Source organism: Clostridium sp. UBA5988, from assembly GCF_002435615.1.
Classification (GTDB): domain Bacteria; phylum Bacillota; class Clostridia; order Clostridiales; family Clostridiaceae; genus Clostridium_J; species Clostridium_J sulfidigenes.
Map to the genome: position 1 here is coordinate 1 of NZ_DJBA01000060.1, position 14,946 is coordinate 14,946.

Consider the following 14,946-nt stretch of genomic DNA (forward strand, 5'->3'; position numbering starts at 1 on the left):
CAATGGATGTTCTATACAACATCAGTGGTGATAAAGAGTTAATACAACTGGCAGATATGAGAGATAAAGCTATAAGGGATGAGAAAAGTAGACTTCAAGGTGCTAGAGATGAAGGTAGAGAAGAAGGCAAAAAAGAAGGTAAAATAGAAGGAATAAAGCAAGGAGCAAGAGATGCTTTAGTCAAAAGCACTATAAAACTTTTAAGGAAAAAGTTTAAGGATATTCCAGAGAATATAATAGAGTCTATACTCAAATTATCTTTAGAAAAGATAGAAAAAATTAATGGAGATTTGTTTGATATAGAGTCCATTGAGGAGTTAAAGAAGTATCTTTAATTACGGATATATTCAATATAAAACTATATTTAGTTAGGAGCACATAGTAACAGTAGAATTCAGAATTCTGCTGTTTTTTTATGTAGTTATACATTGGTCATATTAAAGCAAAAATTTAATTTTATGAATTTAATTAGAGTAGGTGAAAGAAAATATAAATTAACTATATATTATTACAAATACAGGCAATTATGGTATAATTATTGTATTAAAATGTTGATACGAGGTAATAACATGAGATATTCATCTAATTATTTGAGTAAAGGTAACAATTATAGAATAATTCTTCAAAGTCATAATAAGAAAAATATTAAGACTAATATTTATGGCTCTTTTTGTGTTGTTCAAAATATCATACAAAGAGGCAATCCTACTAAAATTTCTAATTATTTAAAAGTAGAACTTGGTGATGAGCTAAAAAATATAAAAACAAATGATAATATAAAGTATTTAGCTAAAGAGATTCCCCATTGGAAAAATCTCATCAAGGGTAGCGATGAATTAAACTATTATCCTGCCAGAGAATTTTTATATAAGGTTATTCCAAAGCATTTACAAGAATTTGAATTTATACAAAAGCTTATACTACCTGAAGTTAAGATTAGTGACATCATAGAAACCGAAAATAAGGAATTTGTTGATCAGCAGGTAGATTTTTATTTGCCACAGTGTAACTTAGTTATAGAGATAGATGGTAGTCAACATACTAGAGAAGTTAATAGGCAAATTGATATTGAAAGGGATGGATATTTAGCTGAAAATGGTATAAAAACTATTAGGTTTACAAGTAATATTATAAGAAAGTTAAGTGAAGATAAATCAGATGACAAGAATATAAGAGAGTTATATTCAATATTAAAAAATAGTGATGAGATAAAGAAATATAGAAATGAGATGTTTGTAAATAGTAAAATAGCAAGGAAATATGATGGTATTATGAGATTTCAAAATCTTATTTTAGAACAATTGAAAGAAGGCATAATATCATTAAATGATAATGAATGGATTTTTAATATAAAAGATGATGGTGATGGTATACCTTTTAAGGTTGCAATAACAGATATATTTTTATACTTAAAACATATTTTAAATCTTCAGGGTAAAATGATTACTTTTCCAACATTAACTATAAATAAAGTACATCAGTTTAATAAAAATAACAAGGGAGTAAATGTTGATATTAGTGTAACTAAAAGATGGGATTATTCCTTAGATAATCCTAAGGTTTCATATGTTAGAGCTGATTATATGGACAATAGAAATTATTTTAAAGTAGCCGTTTCAGAAGCTATGATTAAATATAAAATTGAACAATCTGGGAAAGAAAAAAATGTAGATTCACTGTGTTATATTTTAGATAACATATATGGATTTAACAAATTTAATGATGGTCAGCTAGGGGTAATAAAGAATGCATTAGAACTTCAAGATACTATAGGCTTATTACCTACAGGTGCTGGAAAATCTTTATGTTACCAGCTTGTTTGTTTACTGCAACCTACTATTAATTTTGTAGTAGTTCCTATAAAGTCCTTAATGTATGATCAAAAGATAAATCTAGATAGTAAAGGTATAGTTCATACTAACTATATATCTGGTGATTTATCCGCTGAAGAAAAGCATAAAATAATGAAAGATTTAGGTAATGGTAAATATTTTTATGTTTGGGTTTCACCAGAGCGGTTTCAGACAGAAGATTTTAGACATGAGCTTTCTAAAATAAATTCTGAATCATTAGTTGGATATGCAGTAATAGATGAAGTTCACTGTTTATCAGAGTGGGGTCATGATTTCAGAACATCATACTTGCACCTTTCAAAGACCATAAGAAATCATTGCCCAGGGGCTTTATTCTTAGGATTAAGTGCAACAGCATCAACCAATGTATTGAAAGATATATTAGCAGAATTTGAAATAAGTAAAGAAAATGTTAAAACAATATTAGATTATACAAGAAAAGAACTAACCTTTAAAGTATATAGAGACACAAATGGTAATAGAGGTGATAAATTTAATAGACTCAATGAACTATTAGATATACTAAATAAAAAAAGAAATGTATTTGAATTAGATGGTGAAGAATCTAAATGTGGAATAATATTTACACCTTATGTAAAGGGTCCCTTTGGATGCTATGGATTATATAATAAGTTGAATGAAAATGACAATTACAAAGGTAAAGTTGGATATTATAGTGGTGAAGTACCTAAAAAGGATGTAAAAGGTGATAACAAATACACTAAACAAGAGCCTATAATGGCAGAAAAGCAATTTAATAAATATAAAAAAGAAGTTCAAGATAAATTTAAAAATAATCAGATTCCTTTATTGATTGCAACTAAAGCCTTTGGTATGGGAGTAGACAAACCAAATGTTAGATATACCATCCATTATGGCATACCAGCATCAATAGAGTCACTATATCAAGAAGGAGGACGTGCTGGAAGAGATAGAAAAAATGCAGCCTGTTATATAATTAATTCTGTTGATAAGATGGATAAAGAAGATCACGATAAGATTTTTGGAATGTATACAACAGTAGAAGAAATGCAAGAGATTCTAGAAAAATATAATTGGAGTAAAGGAGATATATTAAGAATACTATATCTATCATTAAGTGGGCATAGAGGCATAGATGAGGAAAGCCAATTAGCTTACCATATTCTAAATGTTTTGTCTTCAAAGAAATCTAGAATTATAAGCGTAACAGATATAAAAAACTCAATAAATACAATTGGAATTAATGGTAAGGAAATAAAGGTGGATTTTAATACTGTTCAAAAGGCTATATACAGATTAAGTCTCTTAGGGTTAATAAATGACTGGATAATAAGAGATTGGGGAAACAAAGGTAAATTTGATGTGGATTTTAGAACTATATCAAATACAGAAGTTAGAAATAATTTAATTAAATATATCAGAAAGTATGAACCAGAATTTCATCTAGATAGGGTTAAGGAAGGTAGAGATAAAAATATAAGAGAAATATTAGATTCTGAGGGAAATGAAATTTATAAATATATTAAGATTATAATTCAATGGAACTATGACAATGTATTTTATAGTAGAAGAGAATCATTAAAAAATGTTGAAGACTTATGCCTTGACTATGAGGAAAAAGGAGCTGAATTCTTTAAAAATAAATTAGAAGGATATTTTAAGGTAACAGACTCAACTTTCATAATAAGTAGCTTAGGGGATAATCCAACTAGTGTTGAAGATTGGTATAAAATATTACTAAAAAAAGATGGGCACTTAATTTCTCCTAAGGAAATTAGTGAAGTTAATAACTCTATGTTAAGATTTATTGAAGGAGCAAGATTTAACTCAGCCTATAACTACTTATATAGTATAACCTCCCTTTGTTTAAGTAAGTTTCATTTAAAAGAAGTAAGAGATAGATTAGAAGAAGCATTCAATAATATAGATGATTATAGTTTAGAAAAAAAAGAGATAATTTTCAAAAATTCCTTAATTATTGGGAAAAATATGGTTCCAGAATCTAAAGAAATATTAAGCCAGGTTTTAAATGAGCATTTCACTGATAAAATAAGAATTTATAAGGAATTAGAAGACAATAATAGTTTAAGTTTAATATTAAGTGAAGGATTAGACAAACTTGAAAAAGTAGGAGGAGCTTTAAATGGTAAATGTAGACAAGCTAAATAAAACAATTGAAGAACTTGATATTCAAGCTAAGGAAATCAAGGGTATAGTAGAAAAAGAAAAGGAATTAGAGATCTTAATTAATAAAATTGAAGTTATGTCATCAGGTATTGATAGATCATCAAGTGAATTAAATACTATAAAAGATACATTTAGTAGCTATATACAATCATCTAAGGAAATTAGAAATGGTATGATAGATAAGTTTGATAGCTTGAAAGAGTTAACACTAAAGATAAACAATAAGATAAATGATGAACTAATGGATGAAGTAATCAATAGCAAGGATGTAATCACTAAAAATATTAAAGGCTTAGGTAAGTCTATAGAAGGTAATTCCTATGAAAATAAGGAAATACTTCAAAAAGAAATTCAGAACAATAGAAGTGAGTTAGATAAGGGCATAGTAGCTTCAAAGAAAGAATTACTAGATATAATAAAAAGCCAATCAGCAGATATGCAAAGTATTAAAATAGAAATAATGAAAGAGATAAAACAACTTAAAATTATAGGAATAATGATAATAATTTTAAGTTTAGTTGCAATTATAAGTAATTTTATTGGATAATTCAAATAAAATTATATCTAGGAACATAATAAATTGTATATATAATTAGCTTTGCTAGTGATATAGGAATAAATAGTTACATGTAGGTTAGTAGATTCTGAAAAGTTTGTACTAGCCTTTTATATTGAGCTTTTTATTTAAGAATACTTTAATATGATATTCTTATCTTATTTATCTAAAATTATTATAATATATTAACAAGGCTCATATACATTGGTTAAGAGAAATTTTTAATAGGTGTATTATGGAGGAAATATTTAAACAGATAATATCTGTAAATAAGGTTAGTGAAGTAGTAAAAATTATAGAGATGCTTCAAAATTCAATGTATAAAAAATGTTTGAAATGGATACCAGTTGGAGGAGTAGAGAATAACTTAGGAATAATAAGTATGGGGAGTAATGGTGCTTCTGCAGTAATTGAGAGAGTAACCAATGCTATAGATGCCGTATTAGAAAGAGAATGGGTTGAGAGAAATAAACCCCAAAATATTGAAACACCACGTGAGGCTGTAGAAAAGTGGTTTAATATCAAAGATGGACATTTAAAAGATATTGATAAATATGATGAAAATTTAACTAGTAAGATTAAAGTTACATACTTTGATAGTGATTGTAATAGTAAGCCAACAATTGAAATAAGAGACAAGGGGATAGGGATAGAATCAAGTAACTTTAGTGAAACTATATTGAGTTTAAATGGTAGTAACAAGCTAGGAAAGCTATTTTTATCAGGAGCATATGGACAAGGTGGTTCTACTGCATTAAGTTTTTCAGAGTATACTTTGATAATTTCCAGAAGAATTAGGAGTAAAAATGTAGCTTTTACAATAGTGAGATATAATCTAGGAGACACTTCTACTGATAAGCACGGAAAGTACGAATACATGATAGATAGCAGTACAGGAATGCCTCTAAAAATTACAGTGAATAATAATTTATTTGAAGAAGGTACAATGGTTAAACATATAGCTATGGATGTTGGAAAGTTTAATGGAGTAATGACAGCACCAACTAACTCATTGTGGTACTTAGCGCATCATTATCTATTTGATCCAATTTTACCTTTTCAAATTTATGATGGTAGAATATCTAAGTCAACTAAGAATGCTAAAAGAAATGTAGCTGGAAATTACAGGTTGCTTTGTAAAAGTGATAATACTGAATATCAAAGAAAAGGTGAATTCATACTAGGAGATGGAAGAGTTAAAATCACTTGGTGGGTTTTAAAATCAGAGGATAAGAAGGAGAAAATTAAACATTATACATTACCATCGAAACCAATTATAATAACTCATAACGGTCAAAAACAAGGCGAACTATCAAATAGCATTATAAAAGACAATCTAAGGCTTCCATATTTAGATAAATATATAGTAGTCCACATTGATTGCGATAATATTGATAATGAATCAAAGAGAAGATTATTTTCTAGCACAAGGGAAACTCTTAAGAATGGAAATTTAACTGAAGAGCTAAAAGAAATTTTAATTAATGCACTATCAAATGATGAAGAGCTTAAAAGGATAAATAATGAAAGAAAAAGGCAATTACTTACTTCGGGAAATGATGATACAGAGAAAGAATTAGTAAAAAGATTATCAGATAGATTATCTAAAACAATAGCATTGCCTTCATTAATAACTTCACCAAAACCAAAAAGTTCAGTACCAACACCCAAAATTAAAACACCCATAATATCTAAGGAGCCACCTACATTTATTAAAATAACAAATAAGGATCCTATAGAAATTTATAGTGAGAAGGTATTTGCAATTCATTTTGAAACTGATGCTAATGAGTCATATTTTAGAAACAATGAAGTTTTTAATCAAATTATTACACCATCTAAAGTAGTAATTTATAATGGGAAAACGAATATGAATGGTGGAAGAGGGATTATCTATTTTCAGGCGTTAAAGGATATACAATTGAAAGATAAAGCTAAAATAAAGCTACAATTAAAGATAGGTAGTAAAGTTATTGAGGATAAAATAGATATTATAGTAATACAGAAAAAAGAAGAAGTAATAAGAAGAGTAGAAAAATTACAGGAACCTAATATAAAATTACATTGGATAGATGATTCTCATAAACATTATATTGGCTGTGATTGGGATAAAGATTCAGTAGTTGAAGTTATTGAAGATGATGAAGAAATAGATGTATTCATATCTGCTGTTAATAAAAATTATATAAATGCTATAGAAAAGTATGGTAAGAAAAATACTGACAAAATTGAAAAGATTAAAAACTTTTATGAAGAGCAAGTAGCATACTATGCTTTACTATATAGGCATCTAAGGCTTAAAAATAAAGCTAAGGATGAGGACCTTAACAATGAGGAAGCAGCTGAAAAAGAAGAAGATTGTGTCCAGTATCAATGTATTGCAGATACTGTTTGTGGAATAATTGGTCAATTACATGATATTTTCTTATAATCTTAGAAAGGGGAATTACGCATGAGAGATAAAAACACAAGAAGAGAACATTCATGGCATAAAATATGTTCATATCTAGGTGCTTTTCCTTCCCAACTTGCATCAGAGATAATAGATGTTTTTACAGAAGAAGGAGATATAATATTTGACCCCTTTTCTGGAAGAGGAACAACATTATTAGAAAGCCGTATCGCAAATAGGATACCAATAGCATCAGATTTAAATCCAATTGCAATTGCAATTACAAAAGCAAAGAATTGTAGTGTAACAAAGGAGAACTTATTTAAAAGAATTGACTCATTAGAACAACTATTTGATTTGAATTTATATTTTTCTCTTGCCAGTATTCAATCCAAAGATATACAATTAATTTTTCATAAAAAAACCTTGGCTCAACTTTGCTATCTACAACAAAAGTTAGTAGATAGTGATGACCAAGAGGATATTGTATTAACTGCAGCAATACTTGGAATATTACATGGTGGAGAGCGAAAAGATGGATCTTCTATTTATGCATCTATGGCAATGCCTAACACGTTTAGTATGTCTCCCAGCTACCTTAAAAGATTTGCTGAACTAAATAACTTATATAAAAAAGAAAGAAATGTATTTGAGCTCTTAAAAGAAAAAATAAAAAGGATGTATATAAACTTTTATGATATTCATGGCAATGGAATTGTAATAGAAGAGGATGTGAAAAAGATTAGTTTAAATAAGAAAATTTCAAATTACAAGGGTAAAGTTAAATTAATCTTAACATCTCCACCTTATTTAAGTGTTTTAAACTATGCAAAGCAAAATTGGATTAGAATGTGGTTCTTGAAAAAAGACGTTGATGCCATATCTAAAATATTAGATGATAAGTTAAATTTATTAAATTCTATAGAATTTCTAGAAAAAGTTACAGAACAACTTTATGAATTTATTTCAGAAGATGGCATAATAATATATGTAATTGGTGATGTAAAAAACTATAATAGTAAAACTATATCACCTGCTAGAGAATTAATAAAAAGATTTCATATGAAAAATCAATTTGAATATATTGGATGTTTAAATGATTTTTGCCCCAATAATTTAAAAATGACAAAGATATGGAAAGATCATAAGGGAGAGGCTACCAATATTGATAGGATATTGGTATTATCTAAATCAAAACCAGTAATTGAAAAAGATAAAATAGATATAGATGCAATACAAGAATATGCAATAAACTTTGCAGGGATAAATTAATTATTATTATTATAAAAAGTAAATTATATATATTGAATCATATAAGATTAATATATAGTAACAGTAGAATTTCTGAATTCTGCTGTTTTTTTATGTAGTTATACATTAAACAAAGGAAATATTTGTTGAATATGGTATGAATTTATTGAGCAGTGGACAGGGAGGTGGTACAATATATGTGTAACGTGTAATATATTGGTTCAATTGTTAATGCATCTTTAAGATATAAGAAAAAAAGAGGCCATAGGGAAGAGGTGGAGCATGAGTAACAAGGATATTATAAATGAAAATAATTTATTAATAGAAGACTTAGAGGAAAATCAAATTCATGTTAAGGATATTACATCCTCAATTATTACTAATCCTTATGGTGCTATTACCTTACCCTATGATGGTAGTGTAGATTTAAATAGCTTTTCACGAATATTGGAAGATAAATTAAGCAGTAGTTATAAAATATTTTGGTTCTTTGGAATCTATGAAGAGATAATTAAAGGAAACAAGTACATATCCTTTAGAAAACTTGTATGTAGAATGATAGTGGGAGCATGGTATCCTGTTACTCAATACAAACTTAGTTTAGGAATTCAAGACAGACTATATGATTTAGTTATACTAATCCATGAAAAATATAATATACCTTGTGATATGAATAAAAATAAACTATTAGTGGTTATAGAAAATATAGAAGATGTTGAAGTTGAAAAAAGAATTAAATCACTTCATGATTATGTACCTTATAGACTTTTAACTCCCTTCTTTGCTAAGGAATTAGCATTAACAAAGAATATATTTAAGAAGAATGATAATAAGAGAAATAAGTTTATAGCTGAGCTGACCAATCTAGATGAGAGAGCTATATATAAAATAGATATTGATAATAAGGTCATAGAAATTAATGACTCTTGGTATAAGTACATAAGAGTTAATCAAACTATTATATGTGGATGGATGCATTATAACCTGGTTTGTTATCTTCAAAAGAGAAATCCTAATGTACCAGCAATTCCATTTAAAATCACAGCACCAGGTAAAAGGGATCTAAGTAAGGCAACTAAGCTTTGGAAGGATATAAATAGGGATAAAACTGTAAGTGATATTTATACAGGAAAGGAACTAACAGAAGAGAACTTCTCGAATTATGGGAATCTAAGTATAGACCACTTTATTCCCTGGAGCTTTGTACTTCACGATGAACTATGGAATTTAGCACCTACCTTTAAAAATGTAAACAGTCAAAAGAGTAATAAACTACCTGACCTTAGCTTATACATGGACAAGTTCTGTGAAGTCCAATACAAAAGCTTTGATATAATGCAGAGAAATCCTAAAAGATATAAGAAGTACTTAGAAGGATATTTATCCATAAATATAGCTGTGAACAATGAAAGGAAAATTGAAAAAGAAGAGTTTAACCAGAAGTTAAAAGTAAATATAGAACCACTGTATCAGATAGCTTTTAATCAGGGGTATGGGGTTTGGGAGAGGTAATAGGAAATATTAAAAATATATAGGGTGATTTTTAGTGTAGTTAAGGGAGAATGGGATCTATGGAGAACAAAAACTCTTAGGTATGTCTAAAATACTAAAATTAAGCCAATGATATAAAAAGTATCATTAGCTTGTGTAGTAATTACATTAGTAAATTATTTTAAATTTAGATAAATAAATACGAATTTATAAGTAAATATATAAAAAGAGATAAGGAGAAAAATATGACAAGTGAAGACTATAAGATCAACGTAGAATATTTTATTAAAGATCAGGTACTTGATAATAGAGCGATTGGATGTGGAATATATATTATTGAATTATTAAAAAGTAATACCAAAGGAGCAATTCCTTTATATATTGGTCAATCTCTTACTATGCTAAAACGAGGAGGAGAGCATTTGCATGATTTCTTTAAAGAAGCTGCCTATTTAGGATTATCGAAAGATAACATGGAAGATAGTCAATTAAAAATCAGATTTAGGGTTCTTGAAAAGTGTGTACCTGCTGATAGATTTAAGAGAGAAACTTATCAAATCAATAAAATACATCCTATTCTTCAAAAATCGACAAACGACAATATGCTTGATATAGATAATAAAAGAAAGAATGTAAAAGAAGCTTTAGAAAAAGTATAAAAATATTTTAGGTTATGTGACATTATACTGAACATCATAATTTAATAGTTGCATATGAAAATCTCAATTTGTGCAGGTGAATGTATTGAAAAAATGGGATATAAATGATGAAGACATAAAAGACTATTATATAAAGGTAACTAAGAAATGCAAAACACAGGATAAGTTTAAAAGCCTATCTTATTTTTTATGAAAAACATATTTAAAACTTAAACTTGATATAATGTTAATTATATTGTATACGGGTAAGTATTTACTTTTTTAGGTACGGTGCGGTAAGCATATTTCTGAATAGCCAAAATAAAAAGAAGTTTTTAAAAGATTTATATTAATCCAATGATACTAAAAGTGTCAGCGGATGTATATTATAATCCCAACTGTGTAAATGTATAGAATGAAAGTTATATTATTATAAATTGAGATAGGAAAGTAACTAATATGGGGTGGATAAATGGATAATAATCTACAAGAAAAGATACATAATTTGATAGAAATATTATACAAATGGGAGGAAGATCTAAGTAGTGTAAATATAAAAAGATTAAATAATAGCTATTATGATATTGTTTCCTTTTTAATAAATAAAAACGAGGTCAGTATTCCAAATAATTTTCCAGCTTTCATAAGGTTTCTAAATGAAAATAAAATAAATACTTTTGTAGAAAGTGGAGAAATAGGACATGAAATTATACTTAATGAAAAAGTTTTGGTAAATGGGAGACTAAATCCAAAATTAAAACAATGGTACAAGGAAATAGAATCACTTAAGGAAGTAGAGCAAAAGGCTATGTTAGACTTCTTAGTTGAATGTAGAAAAAAGAGAGGCTCTAAGGATGAAGCAAAATATTGCGAGTACTATAAAGAAGGAAGAGGATTAGTAAATAAGGATAATAACATTGTTACAAATCAGCAGTTTAAAAAATTAATAGGAAATAGGTTTCCTAAGGAGTTGAAAGAGATTATTCAAAGGTGGAGAAAAGATATAAATATAAATTCTGAGGAAATAGTTGTGTGTCCGATATGTGGAAAAATTATTTATAACATATTTGGATATGAAAACTATTGTAGTGATATATGTCAGTATTATATGCAAAAGGATAATCTTAGTTTTGAAAATATTAAAATTGATATTTCAAAACAATATAGTGAATTTACAAATGGAATTTATCAATACATTTTGCTTCCTAATATAGGTGAAAAGCTTATATACGAACATTTGTTGCGGTTCCCTGAAATAGAGGTAGAGATAAGCCCTAATATGGATGAGTATGATATTAAAGTACAAATTGATGATACAGTAATAAATGTTGATGTTAAGGATGTAAGCAATCCGTATACACTTGTAGAGTTATTAAAAAAAAATAATGGAATTAAAAAATTATTGCATTCTAGAAATGAAAAAAGGTATTTAGTTGTTCCTAATCATAGAAAAAGCATTTATAAAAGAAAAGAGAACAGAGACTATAAGAAGACCTTAAGAAGTATTTTCTATAATGAAGGAATTGATATTACCGTAATTTATGAAAATGAATTGTATAAGAAAATAGAAAATATTTTAGAAAAGTAATATAGAGGTAAAAGATGAGTAATAAAAAGAGTTTTAACAAAGAAGTTGCTGACTTACTTTTAAGAAAGCAAGTTAGCATGAAAGCAGATAATTTTATATATCTAGAAATTATTTTAGATATTATTTATGAAATAGAAATAAAACCGAAGGATGGATGGATATTATTAACACAATATTATAAATATCTCCTAAGCCATACCACAATAAAAAATAGTAGTAATTATTTATATTATTTAAGAAAAAAATGCCACCATTTAGCCAATAAGTTAAATTGGGAAAGAGTTCTAAGTGAATATTTTGATATTATACCTGAGTTAAGAAAATTTTCATATGAAGAAAATGCTTTAAAGAAGCTTAAGTTAAAGTATCTTCCAAATAGAAATGAAAATTATTTAATTATCTTAGATAAAATAAAAGAAGATAAAATAATTAAACCATTTATGCATAGTGGTGGAAAAGCTAAATATTTCAGAATTTTAAGAACAAATACAAGTAATAAATCGAATGAAAATAAAATAATTAAAGATTTTGAAATAAAAAAGTCCTACACTGAAAGAGATATTAAAACTTTAGATAAGTATAGAGCGAAAAAAGAGTTATTTATACCTAAGAATATAAGCTGGAAAGATATATATGATAGGATGGGATATATATGGAAGGATAGACCAGAGTTTAAAATTATAGATAAAAAGTTAAATCAAAATCCTAAAATATTATACAATGAGCAGCTTCATATAATAGGAGAAGTTGGTCAAGGAAAATCAAACTATAAAATTTCAGAAACATTTAGATTAGTAAAAGAATTTAATGCTAAAGTTGGCATAGTTGAGGTTAATGTAGATGATGTTATTAAAACAACTAAAGCATTGAGGAAAGTAGGATTAAAGGCAATACCCATTTTAGGAAAATCAAACCTTGAAAAACATGCAGATAATTATATTCAAGTAGCTTCTAGAAATATAAAGTCAATTGGTGATATAGGAAATGATGAATATAAAGAACTTGAATATTTAACAGGATATTGTACCGTTGCAGCTATAGCAGGAGACAATGAAATAGTAACTAGAGAATTTCCATGTAAAAATATATTAAATGAGGATGAAGAAAATAAAATATGTCCATTATATTCAAATTGTGGATATTTTAAGAGGTTTTTAGATTTATATGATGCAGATGTTTGGATTGCAACTCCATATAGTTTAATTAATACAACTATACCCAAAGTAGTAGATCCTTATGAAAGAACTTTTTATGAAGCTTTTCATGATCTATTAGATATTGTAATTGTTGATGAAGCCGATGGAGTTCAAAGAATATTCGATTCATTATTTTTAAATAAAGAAAAATTGAATGGAGATAATGATGATATTTTAACGAAGTTTAAAGAACTTGATGAAATTATTCAAAGGTCAAATATATCTAACAGAGAGAGTTTAGCTTATACATGGCAAATGAACTATAAACATATATGTATGTTAATTCCCAAAGTAACAAGATTGATTGCTAATACTGAAATATTGCATAGCTTTTTAAGAAGAGAGGTTATTACATCTTTTAGCTTATTTAGTGATATTAAAGAAGGTTTTAAAATTGAACAGTATCCACAAAATATAAAAATAGTACAAAAGATCGATGAGTACTTTGAGTTTACCAATACTTATGATATAGAAGTAGAAAGTATAAAGCATGAATTCTGTGAGTTATATAACGAATTATTATGGCTACATAATGTTGGAAATGTAGAAGAAGAAGCCATGGTGAAAATTGAAGAATTATTTGAAAAATATGAAGTTACAATCCCTGCCGAAAAGAAAAAAGAGTTATTTTATGCAAAATTTGAATTATTTCTATATTTAGTTCAATTAGATTTCTATTTTAAGGTGCTAAGTCGTGATTATCCCGTTTTGATGGAGCAGTTAAGTACAGGGTATGAAAAAATTAATGTTTATGAAGGTGTAAGAAAATCACTAAGAACATTTCTTACAGAAGCAATGACTGGAACTATATTTGGATATAAGTTTACGCCTGCAGATAGGAATGAAAAGCAAAAAGTTGATATTTTTAGATACTCTGGTGTTGGTAGAAAGTTATTAGATAACTTTCATGAGTTAAAAAAAGAAATTAATATTAAAGGACCAGCAGTTGTGGTTTTATCTGGTACTAGTGTTGCACCAGGATCAGGACATTATGATTTAATGAAGTTCCCTGAATATATAATAAAATCCTTTGACAATGAATCTAAAATTAATCAGAATATTAACTTTAAATATGATAGTCAAGGAAAATTAATAAAAGTCTCAGGACTAAATGGAGAGGAGCGAGCAAAAGCATTAAGAAGAATAACTAAAGAGTTGATAAGGGATATTAGATTAGAGTTGCGTTATTGGAATAAATATAACGATATTAAATCGAGAGATAGAAAAGTATTACTTATAGTTAATAGTTATGATAACTGTATTGAAGTTGGAAATACATTGAATTCAAGTGGATTAACTTATAAAGTTTTAAGTCGAAACTGTAAAAAAGAAAATGATTATCCAAAGGAATTATTAAATAATTTTGCAAATGAATCAGATAATGCAGATATATTAATTGCTCCCCTAAATGTAATAAGCAGAGGGTACAATATATTAAACGAGTTTGATAAATCATATTTTGGATCAGTCTTCTTTTTAGTTAGGCCGTATATGGTTCCTGATGATTTGGAATCTTATTTTCAAATAATAAATTCAAATTTAGAATTATACATTCAAGAATGTAAGAAAAAGGACTTAGACCTTGGAGAAGCAATGAAATTAATAAGAAAAAATAGCTATATAGATCTTAATAATATTTCACAAAATAAATATTGGAATGATCTTGAACCAGTGTTTAGAAAAAACTTAGCATGGTTTACCTTAGTACCAATAAAGCAAACTATTGGTAGACTTCAAAGAGGGGGAACGAACTGTCGTGTGTTTTATTGTGATGGGGCCTTCGCACCTAACTCTTAAGCCCCTGAATGATAT

General features: G+C 27.4%; 9 protein-coding genes. All 9 read left to right on the forward strand.

What is annotated here, in order from left to right:
* On the forward strand, positions 1-335 hold a 335-nt coding region (locus B3J31_RS13680), incomplete at its 5' end, for a DUF4351 domain-containing protein (protein ID WP_346874135.1).
* Between the two features lie 234 nt (positions 336-569).
* Positions 570-4,004: a DEAD/DEAH box helicase gene (locus B3J31_RS13685; protein WP_346868171.1), complete on the forward strand. Its 3,435-nt coding sequence runs from the start codon at positions 570-572 to the stop codon at positions 4,002-4,004.
* Positions 3,979-4,569 carry a hypothetical protein gene (locus B3J31_RS13690; RefSeq protein WP_346868170.1) on the forward strand — a complete coding sequence of 197 codons (591 nt, stop codon included), beginning with the start codon at positions 3,979-3,981 and terminating at the stop codon, positions 4,567-4,569. Before B3J31_RS13685 ends, B3J31_RS13690 begins: the two co-directional genes overlap by 26 nt.
* 244 nt (positions 4,570-4,813) lie before the next feature.
* A complete protein-coding gene (locus B3J31_RS13695; protein WP_346868169.1) occupies positions 4,814-7,009 on the forward strand; it encodes a hypothetical protein in 2,196 nt (731 codons plus the stop codon).
* 21 nt (positions 7,010-7,030) lie between these two features.
* Entirely contained in the window at positions 7,031-8,242 is a 1,212-nt protein-coding gene (locus tag B3J31_RS13700; RefSeq protein WP_346868168.1) for a DNA methyltransferase, read from the forward strand.
* A 261-nt stretch (positions 8,243-8,503) separates the two neighbouring features.
* Positions 8,504-9,733: an HNH endonuclease domain-containing protein gene (locus B3J31_RS13705; RefSeq protein WP_346868167.1), complete on the forward strand. Its 1,230-nt coding sequence runs from the start codon at positions 8,504-8,506 to the stop codon at positions 9,731-9,733.
* A 224-nt stretch (positions 9,734-9,957) separates the two neighbouring features.
* Entirely contained in the window at positions 9,958-10,371 is a 414-nt protein-coding gene (locus B3J31_RS13710; protein WP_346868166.1) for a hypothetical protein, read from the forward strand.
* A gap of 451 nt (positions 10,372-10,822) precedes the next feature.
* Positions 10,823-11,938, forward strand: a complete 1,116-nt coding sequence (locus tag B3J31_RS13715; protein ID WP_346868165.1) for a hypothetical protein — start codon at positions 10,823-10,825, stop codon at positions 11,936-11,938.
* Between the two features lie 14 nt (positions 11,939-11,952).
* The gene (locus tag B3J31_RS13720; RefSeq protein ID WP_346874136.1) at positions 11,953-14,931 is read left to right on the forward strand and encodes a hypothetical protein; all 2,979 of its coding nucleotides are present in this window, start codon (positions 11,953-11,955) and stop codon (positions 14,929-14,931) included.
* The last annotated feature ends 15 nt before the right edge of the window (positions 14,932-14,946 follow it).